This is a genomic window from Kitasatospora sp. NPDC058048 (assembly GCF_042885555.1).
GTDB classification, from domain to species: Bacteria; Actinomycetota; Actinomycetes; order Streptomycetales; family Streptomycetaceae; genus Kitasatospora; species Kitasatospora lactacystinica.
In genome coordinates this window covers 1-17,091 of sequence record NZ_JBHVRT010000052.1, presented here as the reverse complement: position 1 = coordinate 17,091, position 17,091 = coordinate 1, and the positions used below count along the sequence as shown (strand labels likewise).

The following is a 17,091-nucleotide window of genomic DNA, read 5'->3' as shown; positions in this document are numbered from 1 at the left end:
CCTCGGCGGCAATGCCGGCGGCCGTCTGCTGGGCCTGCTCGGCGAGCTGCAGCGCTGCGGCCCTGCCGCCGTTCGCCTCCGCCTGCTCCGCCTCCGCCTGCCGACGGTACTCGGCGAACTCGGCGGCAATGCCCTCCACGGTCTGCTCAGCGATGGCGGCCCGCTCGGCCTGCTCGGTGCTCTGCCGCCGGGCCTCGGCAAGCTGACCGCGGACCACCTCCAGCTCGGCCGCGGCCTCGGCGGCAATGCCGGCGGCCGTCTGCTGGGCCTGCTCGGCGAGCTGCAGCGCTGCGGCCCTGCCGCCGTTCGCCTCCGCCTGCTCCGCCTCCGCCTGCCGAAGCGCTGCCGTGGCAGTGGCCGCCGTTCGACTCGCCTTGTCCGCAGCCGCGTTGGCCTGCCGGATCGCCTCGGTGAACACCTGGGCCCGCTGGGTGCGGTCCTTGGCGGCTTGGAGTCGGGCCGTCAGCTCTGCCGGGCCGCTGCCCGGCATTGCCGAGGCGGGCGGCGGCGCCTCGGACCGCGCTGCCGGAATGGTGGGCTGGGTGCCCTGGCTGGTGGTCATAATGCCCCCTGGTCGTGGCCTTGCCGGTGTCCTCGGATAGTGGGGGGTGCGACGGGCCGCACCCCCCGGTGGCGGTGCCTCATACCCCGGCCAACTGCGCGTCAGCCGTCTCGGTCTCGGGTGTGGCCTGCGGCCGCTGGGCCGGCCGAACCTCGCTCACCGCTCGGTGGGCGGCTGCAGAGTCCAGACCTTCGCCGGTGTACCTCCGCAGCAATGCCTCCAACTCCTTCGCCACGGCGTTCGTGGAGATCGCGGGGTCGTCGTCGGCGGCAACGTGGATGCGGTACAGCTCTTGAATTGCGGCCTTCTTGGACTCTTGAACTGCCAGAGTCCGGATCTTCTTGGCTTCGGCCTGCTCCTCGTCGTCCTCCGGCTCGGGCTCAGCCTGCCGCTCGTCGGCCGGCTCCTCCGGCTCCTCCTTCGGCAACTTGGCGTGCACCCGAGGGTTGCCCCCGCTGCCCTGCGCCGCTGCGGCCTTGTCTCCGGCATTGCCGGGGGCCTGCTCGGCCGGGTCCGGGCCCCCCGTCAGGCAGTCCGCGGCCTCGGCGTCGTGCTCCTGGTCGGCCTCGTCGGCGCGCTCCTCGCGCTGGCGCGGCAGGGCGACAAGGCCGCTGTCACCCACGGCAATGTCAAGGGCACCCGCTTCCGCTGCGGCGGCCTGCTCGGCTTGCTCGGCTTGCTTCTCGGCCTGCTCGGCCTGGTTCTGCAGCAATGCCAGGTAGGCCGCTGCGGCCGTGCCGGCCTGCCGCTCCTCCTCCCGATCCCACGGCGACGGGAGGTCGGCCTGCCGGAGTCCGGTCGCGTGCTGGCGCATGGCAACCCGCTGGCGGTAGGTCTCCTTCAACTCGGGGTCCTCGTAGACGCCGGCGGCGTCCAGCGCATCGGCGATCTTCCCGGCAAGCTTCTTGCCCTTCCGGCCCTTACGCTTGTTCTCGTCCAACCGGGATTCCTCGTCGGCGAACTTAACGGCCCGGGTCAGGGCCCGGTCACGGGCGATCTGCTGGGCGGTCTTGCCCCGAACGGTGAGCCCCATCCGGGCCATCAGGCGCTCGCGCAGATCCCGCAGGATCAGGGCCATGGGGGCCTGTGAGCCTTCTCCGGACCGGTGGCGGAGCTCAAGGCCGAGGGCGGAGTGGGCAGCGATGGCAGCGCCGAACGATCCGAACACGATCCGGGCGAACGTGCCGGGGGTCCAGCCCTCACCCTCGTGCCAGGCCGGGACGCTCGACAGCACCGCCAGGACCCATACCGCCGACCCGTACCAACCCGGCGACTTGTCGTCGCCTGACATGTGCTCACGGGCGCCGAACACGCACATGGCCATCAAGCACTCGTAGGCGGCACAGGCCAACAGGCGCTCGCCGTGGCCGTGGATGTCCAGGCCGTCGGCGGTGAACCGGTACGACGTGTTCAGCGAGACGTACGTGCACACCACGAACGCCAGGATGGCCGTCAAGGTGCCGGCGCTGAACTTCCGGCGGGGGCCGCCGGTCTTGGCGGTTCTGCGCCGGAGCGTTCCGATCCCGATCAGCGTGCAGGCGGCGACGGCCACCAGCAGGGTGATCACGGAGTGCGCGTTGGCCCACTGGGCCGCGCTCATCAGGGCGTTCACCGGTTGCGCCTCCGGCTGGTGTCGGTTCCGGCCATGTCTCCGAAGGTGGTCGGCGAGGGGCCCTCCGGGGCCTTACCGTGGAAGTACATAGGGAGTTGCCTTTCCTGTGCGGTCAGCCCTTGGCGAGCTTTGCGGGCGATGTCCGGGGCTGACCGGAGATTCATCACTTCAAGAGTCTTGATCTTTCGGTGTCTCGACCTTCTGGAGTCCTGAACTCCGGGAGATTCGAGGCCAATCGCCCTGCACCCTGCCGACTGGCGGCAGTAGGGACGGGCAACTTCAAGAGTCTTGCTGTCCCTACTTCGGGTTCTCCTTGATTCCAAGAGTCTGGAAGTATCGGCGTCGCAGCTCCTCCTCCTCATTGCCGACCAGCGAGCCGCGAGTGGCCAACAGGGCATCGATCGCGACGCGGATCAGCGTGTTGGCGGTGATCCGCGGACCGCCGATCACCGTCCGCGCGTCCATCAGCGTGCGGGCGAGTTCGTCCAACCCGGTCCACTGGTCGGGCCGGATCTGCGCGTACTTCGGCCGGACGGTCGTCTTCCCCTGGCCTCCCGGCGGCGAGCTGGGGCCGCCGGCGGCGGTGGCCTCGGCAGCGTCCTTGAACAGGTCCCCGAATCCTCGGGGCTCGTTGCCGACGGTCATGCCGTCACCTCCTTTCGGACGGCCTTGTACGGCTCTCCGAGGTGGGCCAGGGTGGCGTCAATGAACATGTAGACGTCTTCCGCGGCCTTGTCGGCGTTGTCCTCTTCGCTCAGGGTGACGGGCAGTCCGCTCAGCATCTCGTGGGCCGTGTACTTGCGAATCCACCCGTCGTACACCGGCATGCTGAGGGTGTTAAGGGTGTCCTTCATCGTCTTCGCCTTGCCCTTGGCACTGTGCTCGATCATGGACAGGATGATCCGGTAAGGCGCCCTCTCCGGCTGCAACACGTCCCGGATGCTGCGAAGCACTGACTTCATGTCAGAGCGCCGCGGCGGCATGGGCACCACCACCAGGTCGGCCTTTGCCGCGGCCTTCAACTTCTCCCGGTCGCGGAACGGCTGGTTGTCGGTGATCACGTACCGGAACTGCGTGAGCCGCCGGACGGCGTGGAGCTCGGCCGGGTCGTCGCTCTCCGTCAGCTCGAAGGTGGCCGGCACCCGGAGGTTAGCCGTCATCTCCGTCACCCCGCCATCCGTCTGCTTGGCGTCGGCGTTGATCAACAGCGTAGGTGCGATCTTCCCCAGCTCATAGGCGAGCAGGAACGCCAACGTCGATTTGGTGATGCCGCCCTTGCCGCCCCACACCGAGACGATGAACGGCCCCTCTTCGGGCCGCGGGAGCGCGATCCATTCGCGCAATTCTTGATGATTCATGGTCTTGATCCTTCCCAACTTCAAGACTCTTGAAGTTGTGGCGTCCAGCACGTTGGCCCGGCTTCCGCCGTGCCTTACCAGCAGAATGTACCGACCCCGAGACTCTTGATGCTCGGGATACTGCCAACAACACGACTCCCGATCCCCGAAACACCCTAACTTCCCAAGTCTTGAAGTTCAAGACTTGGGAAGTTAGGGTGACGAATGCAGAGAGGGGCCGGGCCTCCACAGCCCGACCCCTCACGGGTTGCCCTGCTCACCGCGCAGACGGTGGCCGGGCTTGATCCTTTAGGGAGGATCAATGGTCAGGGTAGAGCAGATGACCCCTTCGGGGCGCCGGTGCGTGCTGCTGGCGGAGCCGACGCCGGCGGGGAAGGTGGGCCGGCGGCTGATCGCGGTCGGGCAGTTGTCAAGCCCGGAGCGGCTGCCGATCCCGGCGCCTCGACAGCCGGCCGAGGACCTGGTGATGCTCGCGGTCGCGCTGGGAGTGCTCGGCTGATGGCACCTGGCGAGGTGGACGACGACATGCGGCCGGTGAGCCTTCGGGGGCTTCTGCCTGGGGCTGCTGCTGGCCGGCGTCACCTGCTGGACTGGCTGAGGGCTCCGCGGGTGGAAATCGCCAGGGCGGCCGCGACGGCGGGGGCCGGTGATGAGTGGACCGCTCGGCTCGGGGTGTTGAACACGGCAACGGATGTGTTCTTCGCGGACTACTGGGCGGCGGCGCGGACGGCCTGACCCCGGACAACGGCGACGGCGGGCCCCGGAGAGGTGATCTCTCCGGGCCCGCCGTCGCCGTTCTGCTAGGGTGCCTTGGCTGGTGTGGGGGTTCCGCCGGCTGCCCCGCTTCCCGGCGTGTCCGGGACGGCGAGCCGTACGGCGGTGCTCATCAGGTAGGACTCGGACAGCGACAGGTCGCGCACCCGGACGTTGAGCCCTGTCCTTGGCGCTTCCGCGATCTTGAGTTTCCCGGCGTCGTTCTGCAGCACCATCGCCACGTGGTATATACCCTGGGGCCCGTTCGCCCAGAACACCAGATCGCCGGGCATCGTGGCGGACGTCGGAACGTGCTGCCCGGCCTCGTACTGATCAGTGGTCACGCGGGGGAGGTGGACGTACGGCCACCATGCATACTGCACCAGGCTGCTGCAGTCCCATCCGGCGTGGGTGCCCGCGAAGCACGCCCCGTTGAGCCAGCCGTTCGAATCGCAGAAGCCCACACCGGGCCCGCTCGGCGTACCGCCGCCCCACACGTACGGGACGCCCAACTGAGACATGGCCCGGTTGATGACGTTGTTCACCGCGGGCCCGGCGAGCGCCGGCGGCGTTTCGTCGGAGCACTTCACCGCCTGATTGGTGTCGCCTCCGGTCAGCGCCTGGGCCAAGCTCTCGCCGAACTTCTCCCACTTCTTGTATTGGTACCCCACCCCGCTGACCTGGACGGTCTCGGCGGCGTCCGCCATGTCCATCCGCTCCCAGCCCTGAACCCACGTCAGGCCGGGAATGTGCCTGTCAGGTACGCCGTAGAGAAAAGCCGTGGTGCTGTAAATGGGGTCCAGCACTTGGTCCGCGGTGCCCCAGCCCACCACGGACCGCTGTTGGAACAGCCCGGCCGCGTCGTGGCCGGGGCTGGGCGGCAGCCTTCGCAGACTGCTCTCCTGCATCGCGGTCATCAGCGCGATGGCGGCCGCCCTCGTCGGCAGTCCCTTCTCCTTCGTCACCTTCGCGATGGTGACGGCGTTCCCGGTCTGCTCGGCGTCCAGCTGGACGCCGGCCGCGGCCGCGGTGACGGGTCCGGCGGGTGCACCGCCGCCCTGGTCCCCGACGGTGGCCACCGAACAGTACTTACCGCTCTCGGCGTGGCCGCTGCCGCCGATGATCAGGATCACGGGCAGCGCCACCACGCCGGCGGCCGCCATGACAAATCCCTTCTTCACCTGCTCCCCCTTCTGTGTGGTGTGCTCAGCCCTTCGCCAGCACCGCGTCCACCCGCCACACACCGGCCACCCGTAGAAGGTGGAGACTCCACGACTGCCGGTTGTCGGTCGGTGTGCCGTGGTCCGTCAGGTGCTGGAGCCACGCCACCGAAACGAACGCATCGCTGTCGGTGGCGGGCGGGGCGTCGGCGTCCACCGCCGCGGTGCGGACGGTGGCCACGCTGACTTCCTGAGCTGCGGTCATGCGGGCTGCAAACGTCGTCTGCGTGGGGCGGAGCCCCTGCAGGTAGGCCTCCGTCGTGAACGGGCGGGCCCGCTCCACGGGGTCGAGCGTGACCGGGGTCTGCCAGTCGTAGGAGTAGAACGCGACGGTGAAGCGGGCGGCGACGTCGACCGGGCCGCCGTCCTCGCCGCCGCCGGCCGCAGCCGGCGGTGCCCCGGAAGCCGACGGGGCGGCCGAGGGAGCGCCTGTCGCAACGGGGCCCGGTGAACTGGCGGTCGTCGCCGAGCTGGTGGTGGTCGACGCGCCGCCGGTGCCGGCCTCGGGCTCGCCGGAGGTCGCCGAGCTCGCCGTGGCCGGCGCCGCCGGGGTCGCGCCGGGCCCGCTCGGGCCGGCCTGGTCGGCCGCCACCGCCGCGGGCGGGACCGGACTCGGCGTCTTCTCCTGGGTGCTGCATCCGACCAGCGCCGCGGCGGCGACGGCCAGGGCGACGGGGTAGCGGACCCTCATTCGCTGTCCTCCTTGGTAGGGACTGGTGTCTCGCGGTCCGGCACGCTGCCCGTGCCGCTCAGCATGCGCAGGATCGCGGCGCGCGAGAAGCGGCGACACCGGCCGTCGCCCCAGTGAGGCAGCTCGCCGCGGCGGGCGAGCCGGCCCACCTTGTCGGGCCCGATGCCCAGCAACGCTGCGACCTCCTTGGTCGTCAACACCTCGTCGTCGAACGGAAGATCCCGCCAGGCCCGGCCCTGCACCGCGGCGTCCAGCGCGGCGGTGCCGAACCTCCAGTCCCCGCCCAACTTGATCCCCGGCAGCTCGCCGGAGCGCGCCCGCTTCGTGACGGTGCGCACGTTGAGCGCGAGCCGATCGGCTGCCATTTCGCTGGTCAGCACCGGTCCCGCGGGGTCCAGCCCGTCCGCGGGGGAGTCACCGCGGCGGGGCCGGCCCCTCCGCGGTGGCGTCAATTTGTCCGTGTCCACCGCCCGTTTGTACCGCACGCAACGTCACCACTCTGTCCTCCATGGTTCTCCGGCCCTTGGGAGAGTGTCCCGATTCGCGACAATCCGTTGATCACGGATGCACCGCGGGTAGTCAGTACGCTACTCTAAAACAGCCCTCGATACCGAGAAAAAGGGTAGAATGCTGATGAACGGATCTAGCGCACTGGGGGGTGACGCGTGACCGAGACTGACGAGATCGACCGAGATCGACCGGTAAGCCTGAGGGGCCTGCTTGTAGCCGGGGCCGCCGGGGAGGCCGAATCGGACAGGGCACACAAGGGGGCTCGCGCGGCGCGCAAGGGGCGCACAGTACCGGAACCATCACATCCATCTGCCCTTGAGCACAAGCGGTTTCCGGCCATCGGGACCGATTCGCCTGCTGCCGGGCCCTCGCCTGCGGCGGCGACCGCGGGCGAGCTCCTGGCGGCCAACGACCACCCGACGCCGACTGTCGCGGCGGGGGCGAGTGCTCCGGCCGCTGCAGCACCGGCCGTTGCAGAACAGCCGCAGACCCTGGTCCTGGGCAGAGTGCTACCCCGGGACGTTGCGGCCGCGCCGCCGACCGCGCCCGCCGCTGGTCCGGTCGAGGCGGCGCCGTCGGCCGAGGCCTCCGCCCCGGTGGCGGAGCCCGAATCGCTCGTGGAACTCCGGCCTCGTCGGCGGGGGCTGCTGCGTCGTCGGCGCCCGGAACCGGTCGCCGCGGCCCCGGCCCGGCTGGCGCTACCGACCGTCGCCGACCGCGTACGGGACAACATCCTGCACAAGCGGCTGGCGGTCGACCTGCCGGGGCCTCACCTACGGATCGCGGTCGTCTCCCTCAAGGGCGGCACCGGGCGGACCAGCGTGGCACTGGGCCTGGGCGACGTCCTGGCCGCCGATCGGCACCGCGAGCCGGTGGTGGCGCTCGACGCCGTGCCGCTGCACGGAAGCCTCGCCACCCGGGCAGGCGGGCGAGAGGCCAGCGTGATAGAGCTGCTGGCCAACCACCAGACCTACGCCACCCACAACTCGCCGCCCCCGCCGGCCTACCGCCGCCCCTCTGGACTCGCCGTGGTCCCGTCCGAGCACCGCCCGGACGCTCAGTACGTCCTCGGCGCGGACGGGTACCGCTGGCTGGCCGAACATGTGATGCCGCGCAGTTTCGGCATCATGGTGACCGACACCCCCGCCGGACTGTCGGACCCGCTGATGGCCGGCGTCCTGTCGCTCGCGGACCTGGTGGTGCTCACCACCACCACCGCGGCGGAGTCGGCCACGCGGGCGGTCGACGCCCTGGCGTGGATGCGCCGCCAGGGCTACGGCCGGCTCGCCCGCCGGGCTCTGGTCGCCATCACCGCGGTTCACGCCGATGACCCCGGGGTGCCCGCCGAAGTCCTGCGCGAGCACTTCGCGGCCGAGGCCGGCGGCGCCGTGACGATCCCGTGGGACCGGCACCTGGCGGCCGGCCAGCCGATCGACACCGCGGCCCTGGAGCCCGCCACCCGCACGGCTTACCTCACACTCGGCGCGGCCACCGTGGCCGCGCTCCACGCAACGAAGTAGGGGAGAACCACCGTGTCACAGTTGCTCGACCTCGCTCACCACGTCGTCGTCCTGGCGGACCCGTCGCCGCCCGCTGGTGGCGGCGTCCTGCCGAACATCGCGCCGGACAAGAACGCGCCGGGAGCGGGGGCGTTCACGTCGCTGATCGGCGCCCTCATGTACTACGGCCTGCTCGCCGGGATCGCCGGCCTCCTGCTGGGGGCGATTTCGTTTGGGTTGGGCAAATATTTCGGAAATCACCACGCGACGACTGCGGGCAGGACCGGCATGCTCGGCTCGCTCGCGGCAACGATCGTCGTCGGCGGCGGCGCCTCGCTGGTGAACTGGGCGTTCAACCTCGGCGCCACGATCAGCTGACAACTAGGGGGCCAGGCATGGAACTTGACCAGAAACGAGCCCGGCTGATCATGGGCACCGTGCTGGCCGTCGCGCTGTTCGGCGGCGGCATCGCGCTCGGGCACTCCACCACGTCCTCGGAGTCGGCGAAGACCTCGCCGGTTCCGGCGCCGCCGGCCTCGACGCCGAACGGCACGGGCACCGGCGCCACCCCCGCCTCCGGCATCGGCCCTGCCCGGGTCGTCTCCGGGGTTCCGGTGGGCTATCCGCACAGCAAGTCCGGTGCGCTGAGCGCGGCCGCGAACTACTCGGCCGCGCTCGGATCGCCCCGGGTGCTGACCCCGGAAGGGCGAGCGGGGATCGTCTCCGCCATCGCGGCGCCGGCCTCGGCGGCCGCCCTCCAGCAGCAGCTCGAACGCTCGACCTCAAGCGCGACCTACGACCAGTTGAGGGCCGACCAGGGCACCAAGACACCGATCGGCCTGGCAAGCGTTCCGATCTCCCTGCAGCTCGACGGCACGGGGGAGCCGGGTGACACCGCGACGGTGCAGGTGTACGCCATCACGTACGTGGCCTCCTCCACCGCCACCGCCGCGGGCGGCTACGGCCGCGCCACCGTGAAACTGGCGTGGAGCGGCGGCGACTGGAAGCTCACCGACTTCGCCGCGGTATCCACCACAGGCCCCATCTCGACCAACTACTACGCGCCGAGCACAGGTTGGCTGCCGGTCGACAACAGCTCGCTCTACGACGTGAGCTCCAATTTTCGGCGCGCGCTGACCGAGGGGACGGTGCCGGGCTATGTCGTCCCGTAGCCGGTGGACGCAACGACTGGGCGTCACGGGGGCGGTGACGGCCGCGGTGCTGGCCGTCACCACGGTGCCCGTGTCCGCCGACCCCAAGCCGCCCGACCTGTGCACGTCGCTGACCGAGGCGGCCATGCACCCGCTCGAATGCACGGGCAAGGCCATCGGATACGGAGCCAACGGCGAGATTCAGAAAGTCAAGCAAGGCGTCCTTGACGACATTACCGGCGCCATCGTGGACGGCGTGAACTGGGTCTCCAGTGCGGTTGGCGATTCGATCCAGACATCGGGCACGCCGGATCTCAAAGCAGCCTGGTTTTCCGAGACATTCGAAGCGACAAGGTCGATCGGTGCGATGTTCGCGCTCATCGCCCTTCTTTGCTCGGCCATCCTCGCCGCGCTCACTCGGGACGGCGGCGAAGTCGGCCGGACACTCACCAAAGTGGTGACCGCCGGGGTCTCCTGCGGGCTCGTCGGGTCCGTGGTCATGATGGTCAACGCCTTTGTTGACTACGCGTGTGACGTGGCTCTCGGCACCGACGGCTGGGCAAGTATCACCGACTCCCTCAAGGCCGTTGCGCACCTGCTCAACCAGTCGGCGAGCCGTGCAGACGACCCGTCAGTGATCCTGCTGCCCTCGTTCATCATCATCCTGATGGGCTTGGTGATCATCATCTGCTTGGGCGTTGTCTGGTGCGAAATGATCATTCGCCGGATGGCGATTGACATTTGCATCGCGTTCTGGCCGCTGGCGGTTTCCGGGTCCATCTGGAAAAAGAGCCGCCAATGGGAACAGCGACTCATTGACACGCTAATCGTCGTGGTGCTCGCCAAACCCGTCGTCGTGATCGTGCTGAAACTGGCGAGCAACGCCCTTAAGGGCGTCAACTCCGCGGCGGGGCTTGTCCTTGCTCTCGGCCTCTACATTGTGGCTGCTTTTGCGCCGTACGTCGTTATGCAGATGATCGGTGTCATCGGGGGCGCCACGCAGTCGACCGGCACCAGCGGGATGCGGCAGGCCGGTTTCGGCGGTGTCGCCGGCATGGCGGCCGGGGTCATGGCGCTGACCGGCGCCGCCGCGAAGTTCGGTGGCTTCATGGCCGGGGGGAGGACCCGCACTCCGTCCGCGGCGGGCCAGGCCGCGGCGGCGACCGCCGGCGCCGGTGGCTCGAATTTCAGCGCGGGCCTGGCGGCCATGCAGGCCGGGGCGAACCGGCCGATGATGCAGGCCGGCCGCAGCGGGCCCGGCCCCGCGGGCCCGCTTGCGGGAGGCGGGAGTGGAGACGCCCCGGCGCTGGGCTCCCGGGTGATCCCCGGTCAGCTGACCGGCAGCCCCAACCGGGCCGCGCTGCCGCCCGGCACGGGCGGCACCGGCGGCGGCACCGGTGGCGGCACCGGCGGCGGCACGGGTGGAACCGGGGGCGGAGGAAGGACGCCGGGGCTGCCCCCGAACGGAAACGGTGGCGGGACCACGCCGCCACCGAACACCAGGACCGGCGGCGGTGCGAACTCCGCAACCGCCACCGCCACGGCCCGCCAGCAGGCCGGCCCGGGCCGGTACGCGCTGACGGCGCCGGTCCGCCCGGCCCCGGCCGTGCACACGATCCCGCCCCGCACCCCGACCACCGGGAGGCCGCAGTGACTCAGCAACAACAGCGCCAGATGTACGTCTTCGGCCCGCGGCAAACTGACGGCATCGTGCTCGGTCTGACCATGGGCAACCTGGTCGCCCTGTTCGTGGCGGCCTTCATCCTGGTTCGCCTGCTGGCGTACGGCGTCGGGGGCACGCTGCTCGGCGTCGCCCTCGTCGTGGCCACGGTGGCCGCGGTGTGGGTGCCGATCGCCGACCGCACCGCGGCCGAGTGGGCGCCGATCGTCGTCCTGTTCCTCGTCCGGCGCGCGCTCGGGTGGCACCAGTTCAGGGGAGGGCCGGCCGCACAGCTCGCCCCGCAGACCCACGAAAAGGGAGTGGAACAGATGGAACTGCCCGGCGACCTGGCGGGCATGCAGGTGCTGACGGCACCTACCGCGGTCGGCAACATCGGCGTGATCAAGGACAGCAAGCGGAACCGCTACATCGCGGTGATCCAGACTCGCGGCCTCGCCTTCAAACTGTTGACCACCTCGGAGCAGGACGGTCGGCTGGCCGCGTGGGGTGAAACGCTCGACTCGATCGCCTACGCCGGCGGCGGCATCACGCGGCTGCAGCTCCTGAACTCCACCGTGCCCGACAGCGGCGACTCCCTGAGCCGGGAGTGGGCGGCCAAGGGCTTGCAGGGCTCGGCGGCCACCGCCGCGAACTACGAAACGCTCCTTGACGAAGCGCGCCCGACCAGCCGCACCCACGAAAACTACATCGCGGTGATGCTGGACCCGCGGCGCGCTCGGCGGCAGATCCGCACCCTGGGCGGCGGCGACACCGGGGCGTGCGCGCATTTGCTGCAGCGGTGCGCGAGCATCGAGGACGCACTGACGGCCGCAGGCGTGGTGGTGGAGGGGGCCCTGCCGGCGCGGGCCATCGGCAAGCTGATCCGGTGCGCGTACAACCCGGGCGCCCGGTGGGGGCTGGATGCCCGCGGTCCCATCACGGACGACTCCGGCGGCGCCACGCCGGCCGAGGCCGGGCCGATGGCGGCAGACGAACACTGGGCGGAGTACCGGACGGACGACACCTATCACGCCGTCTACTGGATTTCCGAGTGGCCCCGGAAAGCTGTTCCCGGCACATTCCTGGAACAGCTCATTCTGCAGACCAACTGTGAGCGCACCCTGTCCATCACCATGGAACCGCTCAACCCCCGCAAGGCCGCGGACGAAATCGCCAAGTCCGACGCCGCCAAGGGCGCCAACATGGCGACGAAGGAAAAGACCGGATTCCGGACCTCGGCGCGGGATGTGCGGGAAACCCAGTCAATTGCCGCTCAGGACACGGCCATTGCCGATGGTCACGCCCTGTACAACTTCTTGGGTCTGATCCGGATTTCGGCACCGACGCCCGAACTCCTCGATCAGGCATGCGCGGAGGTCGAGACCCGCGCGGCCGCGCTCAAGCTCCGCCGCCTCTACGGCGAGCAGGACACGGCATTTCCGGCGACGTTGCCGTTTGCCCGCGGGCTGCGGTTCGGCTTGATCACCGACTGACCTCCGGCCGCTTTCGGTGCCGGCCCCACCGGAGTGGGGCCGGCGCCGTATCCGACCGGACAAGCCACCACCGACACTTCGGGGAGACACAGCATGTTCCGACGCGCCAAGGACGACAGCACCACGCCCACCGTGGCCGTGGCCGCTCCTACCCCCACCCCCAGGAAGCGCGCGGCCCTCCGTGGGGCGGCCGCGCCCGTGTCCGCGCCGCGGCGGGGCCTGGCTCTGCTCGGGCAGGGACTGGCCCGGCCGATGGCCGGCCGGACCCTGCGTCAGCTCCGCCTCGCACCGCACCGGGAGGCCACCACCCTGCTGCAGTCCCTGTACCCGTGGCAGGCGGATGCGGGCGTGGGGCCCCTGGGGCCGCTCGTGGGCGCCAACGTGCTGGGCGGCGGCTCGTTTTGTTTCGACCCGTGGGAATGGTATAACGCGGGGCTTTTGACCAACCCTAACTGGATTACATTCGGGGAAATCGGCACGGCCAAGAGTACCGAAGTGAAAACCCGAATCGCCAGGGCCTATGAATTCGGGCGGGGCACATTCGCAACGGACGTCAAGAGCGAGTACAACGAGCTGGCGGGCTATCTCGGACATGAGCCGATTTTTATTGGCCCGGGCCGAACTGACAGGTTGAATCCTTTTGACATGGGTGGCGGGGAGGAGTCCCCGGCCGACGCGCAGGTACGGCAGCTGAACATGCTGCAGTCTCTTGCGGCCGGCGTCCTGCGGCGGGACCTGACCGAGTCCGAGCGAACGCTGTGCCGTATCGCGGTCGCCACTCTGACCGGCGGTCACACCGAGCGGGTGGTGTCCGCGGACGGCACCAGGACTCTGGCGGCCCGGCCCGCCGACCGACCGCGGGTGCCCACCCTGCCGGAGGTCGTGGAGGCGATGCAGCACCCGCCGCAGTCGGCTCTGTCGGACCTGCCGCTGAGCGCCGCCGAATTGCGCGAGAAGACTGCCGATCTGATCATGGCGTTTCAGCGTCTGGTGGACGGCGATCTGCGCGGAATGTTTGACGGACCGACCACTGTGGACGTCGATCCGAAATCGAAATTCCTGGTGGTGAACCTGTCGTCGGTCTTTGCGGAGCGGCGCGACGCGCTACCGCTGGTCCGCATTTGCGCGTCCGCCTGGCTGCAGTCCGCCATGACAAAGCATCTGATGCCCCGTTACAATATCAGCGATGAAGCGTGGGCCGACATGAATCATGGCACCCTGCGCTGGTATCAGACCATGTTCAAACTCGCTCGGCAGTACAAGGTGTCCAACGGTCTGGTATTCCACAAGCCCGGTGACATTATGACGGCGGGCGGGGCCGGCAGCGAGCTCGACCGCGTGGCGTCCAGCCTCCTGGCGGACGCGGGAATGGTCATTTTCTACCGACAGAAGGCAGACCAAATCGAGCTTTGCAAAAAGCTTTTCGGGGTCACCGATGCCGAATCCCTCTGGCTGACCGGCCTGCGGCGCGGACAGGGTCTGTGGAAAATGCCGGACCGGTCGTTCGTTGTCCAGCACGTCCGCAGCAGCATCGAAGCCGGATTCACCAACACCGACCCCGAGGCCTCGGCCGACGCTGCGGTGAACCTCGCCAAGGACGGCGGCATCGGGGTGGCCGACGACTCGGCTTCGCCGGCCGCGGACGCCTGGGCGGACTCCTCGGACGGGGTGTACGCCTGATGTTCTCCGACCAGCAGCAGCCCGGGGCCGGCGGTGGCGGCGGTGAGCCGGTGTACGTCGTCGTCGCCGTGGGGGTCGCCGCCGCGGTGGTGTCCTGGACGCTGTGGCTCGCCGCCGCCCTGACGGCCCTGCTGTCCGGGCACGGCTGGCACGGGGACACCGCGCGGCGCGGACTCCCCTTCGCCGGCCACCTGTTCATCAACCGAGGGGACGCGGCCGGGGCCTGGGCCGAGGGCGCCGGCGGCGGCGAGCTCGGCCCGGCCTGGCTGTACTGGGTGCTCACCGTGCTCTTCCTCGGCGTCGTCCTGGTGCTGCCGGCCTGGGTGCTGATGGCCCGCCGCAGCCGGCGGCGCGCTCGCGGTGCACAGTGGGCCCGGCGCGACCAGGAACGGCGCATGGTCGTCCCCACCGACCCGGCGAGGAGGTTGTGGCGGCTGACAGCGGGTTTCAGCAAGCGCACCCGCCGCCTGCTCGCCGGTGCCGACTGCATGTCGGCGATCGGTTTCGGCCCGAACGGCAGCGGCAAAACCGTCAGCTTGGTGGTGCCCAACGCCCTGGAGTGGCAGGGGCCGGCGATGGTCTCGGCGGCCAAGGGCCCCGATATTCTCTACATGCTCAAGGCGCGCGAAGCGGTCGGCCCGGTCCACGTCTTCGCCCCCACCGGCCTGCCGGGGTGCAGGACTAGCCGCTGGTCGCCGGTGGCCTACGCCACCGATGAGGCGGCAGCGGCCCGGATGGCGCGCTGGCTGTGTGAGGCGGCCGGCATGGATGATCCGTCGTCGCGGCCGTGGATGATGCAAGCCAGGCAGTTCGTCGGGCCGCTGCTGCTGGCCGCGAACAAGTCGGGCCGCGGAATCGATGCCCTGGTGGACTTCGTGCAGCGCGGAAAATCCGCGGAGGGTGACGTTCGGCAGATTCTCCAGAAGCACGGCGCACAGACGTTCCTGCGTCAGTACACGGGTGTGTGGGCCAACTTGCACGCGGACGGCATCGGGTCGGTGATGTTTACGGCCAACCTCATTATCGACCCCTATTTGAACCCCGTCATCCGCGAGTCCGCCACCACCTCCGATTTCACGATGGAGGATATTCTGCGGGACTCCGGGACCATCTTCGTCGTGTCCCCTCCCTCCGAATCGAAAGCACTCAGCCCCGTGTGCACCGCGCTCCTGGCGAGCCTCATGTACGCGGTGGAACGCGAGTACGAACGAATCAATGTCAACTGGCAGGACAACGGCGGCAAGCGCCATTGGCTGTTCCGCTGGCGCCGCACTCCGGCGGCTCCCAAGCCGCTGGCGCGTCGGCTCCTGCTGGACCTGGATGAGGCCGGGAATGTTTTCCGTTTCCCGGATCTGGCCAAGGTCGCATCGACCGGCCGAGGGATGGGTGTTCAGCTGCTCGCGATTTTCCATGACTTCTCACAGCTGATTTCCATGTATGGACAGGACGATGCCCGTACCATTGTCTCGCAGTGCAAGACGCGGATTCTTCTCCCCGGCCTGGCGGATGATGTGACGTTGGACTACTTCTCCAAGGGCTACGGCGAGACGGTGACGCAACGAACGTCCCACACCACCGGTTCGGACGGCCGCGGGTCCTCGACGGTCAGCGATCACGAAATTCCGTTGATCGCCCCTTACCAGATTCGCGAATTGCAGCGCGGCCAGGCCCTTATCCAGTACGACAACCTGCCGCCGATGCGGGTTCTCCTCCGCAATGCGGAAGCGGACCGGCACCTGCTCGGGCTGGCCAACCCCACCGCCCCCTCGACCAAGACCCTGGAGAACGCCTGATGACAACGGAACTCGCCGCCGCCGCGGAGCTGCTGGACAGCCGCCAGGACTGCCGGTGGGTGCTCTCCGCGATGGAGCCGGCCGAACGACGGCAGCTGCTGGAGAGGATGCGGCCCTGGGTGGAGTGGGTGGTGGAGGAGTACGACCACCTGCAGCTCGAATCGCGAATCCCGCGGTGCTGGTATCGACACAAGGGCGGCCGGAACGAGCTCCTCGGCCTCTACGTCGCGTGGGTGCGCGTGTTCGTTGAGCCCGGCGAGACTCAGCGCGAGATGGCGCTCATCGAGTGGGCCGACGCCCTGGCCAAGGTCACCGGCAGGGTGAAATTCCCTGTCGAGTGCCTGGAGAACGGCGCCCACCACCAGCCGTACATCGAATCTCAACAGTGGACCACGGACGACGGGTTCGTGATGTGGTCCGGCACCGACCCGGTGATGACCGCTCCCGCGAACCACCCGGCGCCGTACTACCAGCCGCGCCCCAAGCCGGGGCCCGGCCAGATGCCGGCTCCGGTCCGGGCGCCGCGGCTTCCGGCGCCTGCGGGCCCCGGGGCCGCGGCTCCGACCGCGCCCGCCGCCGCCCCGGCCCCGGACCCTGCTCCGGCCGCCTCCCCGCTGGCCGCGTACTTGCCGGACTCGCTGTCGGACTCGGAGATGCAGGCCAGGGTCCGGGAGGGGGCCGCCCGGCAGCTCCCCGGGGTCGGCGCTGTGCTGCTCGGCGGTTCCTGGTGGATCGCCGCAGGCGACGGCAACACCTGGGTGCGACTCAACCCGAGTACCCCGGAGCACGTCCCCACAATCGCCAAGCTGGAAGCCACCCGGGCCTCGCTGGCGTGACCCGGGCCTCGGCCTGCTGACCGAAGGGAAGACCCGTGACCGGCTACATCCCCGCGTTCCCCTCGCCGGCGCCCGCCCGGCACCCCGCCCTGGGTGTCCTGCTGTTCACCGCGCAGGTGGCCGGCTGGCTCGCACTGGCCGTCGTCCTGGTCCTGGTCCTTATGGTGGTCTGCGCGGTCCGGGCGTTCGTCCCGGTCCTGCTGGCGGGCGGCGGCCGACGGCGGTGACGTTCCCCAGAGACGGCGGTGGCCCCGACTCGTTCGAGTCGGGGCC

The 17,091-nt window shown here is 69.8% G+C and carries 16 protein-coding genes and 1 pseudogene; 10 read left to right on the top strand and 7 right to left on the bottom strand.

Annotated features, from left to right (window positions below; translation table 11 throughout):
• From ACFVVA_RS36835 to ACFVVA_RS36820, 4 genes and pseudogenes are all read right to left on the bottom strand, one after another.
• Positions 1–562, bottom strand: a pseudogene (locus ACFVVA_RS36835) (hypothetical protein); the annotation flags it as partial.
• A 79-nt stretch (positions 563–641) separates the two neighbouring features.
• Positions 642–2,174, bottom strand: coding sequence for a hypothetical protein (locus ACFVVA_RS36830; protein WP_387695058.1), 1,533 nt, complete (start codon positions 2,172–2,174; stop codon positions 642–644).
• Positions 2,175–2,471: 297 nt separating this feature from the next.
• Positions 2,472–2,819, bottom strand: a complete 348-nt coding sequence (locus tag ACFVVA_RS36825; RefSeq protein ID WP_387695057.1) for a hypothetical protein — start codon at positions 2,817–2,819, stop codon at positions 2,472–2,474.
• A complete protein-coding gene (locus ACFVVA_RS36820) occupies positions 2,816–3,532 on the bottom strand; it encodes a ParA family protein (protein ID WP_387695055.1) in 717 nt (238 codons plus the stop codon). The genes ACFVVA_RS36825 and ACFVVA_RS36820 overlap by 4 nt, the downstream gene beginning before the upstream one ends.
• A gap of 319 nt (positions 3,533–3,851) precedes the next feature.
• On the opposite strand from ACFVVA_RS36820, the gene ACFVVA_RS36815 reads away from it, so the two are divergent.
• A complete protein-coding gene (locus ACFVVA_RS36815; protein WP_387695054.1) occupies positions 3,852–4,031 on the top strand; it encodes a hypothetical protein in 180 nt (59 codons plus the stop codon).
• A gap of 301 nt (positions 4,032–4,332) precedes the next feature.
• On the opposite strand, the gene ACFVVA_RS36810 is transcribed toward ACFVVA_RS36815, so the two are convergent.
• The 3 genes from ACFVVA_RS36810 to ACFVVA_RS36800 are packed head-to-tail and all read right to left on the bottom strand — an operon-like array spanning position 4,333 to position 6,576.
• Positions 4,333–5,448 (bottom strand): C40 family peptidase, encoded by a 1,116-nt coding sequence (locus tag ACFVVA_RS36810; RefSeq protein ID WP_387695053.1) that lies wholly within the window; start codon positions 5,446–5,448, stop codon positions 4,333–4,335.
• Positions 5,449–5,491: 43 nt separating this feature from the next.
• Positions 5,492–6,196: a hypothetical protein gene (locus ACFVVA_RS36805; RefSeq protein WP_387695052.1), complete on the bottom strand. Its 705-nt coding sequence runs from the start codon at positions 6,194–6,196 to the stop codon at positions 5,492–5,494.
• Entirely contained in the window at positions 6,193–6,576 is a 384-nt protein-coding gene (locus ACFVVA_RS36800) for a helix-turn-helix domain-containing protein (protein WP_387695051.1), read from the bottom strand. Before ACFVVA_RS36800 ends, ACFVVA_RS36805 begins: the two co-directional genes overlap by 4 nt.
• A 747-nt stretch (positions 6,577–7,323) precedes the next feature.
• Between ACFVVA_RS36800 and ACFVVA_RS36795 the strand changes: the two genes are divergently transcribed.
• The 9 genes from ACFVVA_RS36795 (at position 7,324) to ACFVVA_RS36755 (ending at position 17,045) form a co-directional block, all read left to right on the top strand.
• A complete protein-coding gene (locus ACFVVA_RS36795) occupies positions 7,324–8,226 on the top strand; it encodes a MinD/ParA family protein (protein WP_387695050.1) in 903 nt (300 codons plus the stop codon).
• Between the two features lie 12 nt (positions 8,227–8,238).
• Entirely contained in the window at positions 8,239–8,583 is a 345-nt protein-coding gene (locus tag ACFVVA_RS36790; RefSeq protein WP_387695049.1) for a DUF6112 family protein, read from the top strand.
• 17 nt (positions 8,584–8,600) lie between these two features.
• Complete coding sequence (locus tag ACFVVA_RS36785) at positions 8,601–9,377, top strand: hypothetical protein (RefSeq protein ID WP_387695048.1); 777 nt, start codon at positions 8,601–8,603, stop codon at positions 9,375–9,377.
• A 46-nt stretch (positions 9,378–9,423) separates the two neighbouring features.
• Positions 9,424–11,010 carry a hypothetical protein gene (locus ACFVVA_RS36780; protein ID WP_387695046.1) on the top strand — a complete coding sequence of 529 codons (1,587 nt, stop codon included), beginning with the start codon at positions 9,424–9,426 and terminating at the stop codon, positions 11,008–11,010.
• On the top strand, positions 11,007–12,509 hold the full coding sequence (locus ACFVVA_RS36775; RefSeq protein WP_387695045.1) for an SCO6880 family protein: 1,503 nt from the start codon (positions 11,007–11,009) through the stop codon (positions 12,507–12,509). Before ACFVVA_RS36780 ends, ACFVVA_RS36775 begins: the two co-directional genes overlap by 4 nt.
• A 93-nt stretch (positions 12,510–12,602) precedes the next feature.
• Complete coding sequence (locus ACFVVA_RS36770; RefSeq protein WP_387695044.1) at positions 12,603–14,189, top strand: hypothetical protein; 1,587 nt, start codon at positions 12,603–12,605, stop codon at positions 14,187–14,189.
• Entirely contained in the window at positions 14,189–15,982 is a 1,794-nt protein-coding gene (locus ACFVVA_RS36765) for a type IV secretory system conjugative DNA transfer family protein (protein WP_387695043.1), read from the top strand. The genes ACFVVA_RS36770 and ACFVVA_RS36765 overlap by 1 nt, the downstream gene beginning before the upstream one ends.
• On the top strand, positions 15,982–16,818 hold the full coding sequence (locus ACFVVA_RS36760; protein WP_387695042.1) for a hypothetical protein: 837 nt from the start codon (positions 15,982–15,984) through the stop codon (positions 16,816–16,818). The genes ACFVVA_RS36765 and ACFVVA_RS36760 overlap by 1 nt, the downstream gene beginning before the upstream one ends.
• A 35-nt stretch (positions 16,819–16,853) precedes the next feature.
• Positions 16,854–17,045, top strand: a complete 192-nt coding sequence (locus ACFVVA_RS36755; protein WP_387695041.1) for a hypothetical protein — start codon at positions 16,854–16,856, stop codon at positions 17,043–17,045.
• Positions 17,046–17,091 lie beyond the last annotated feature (46 nt).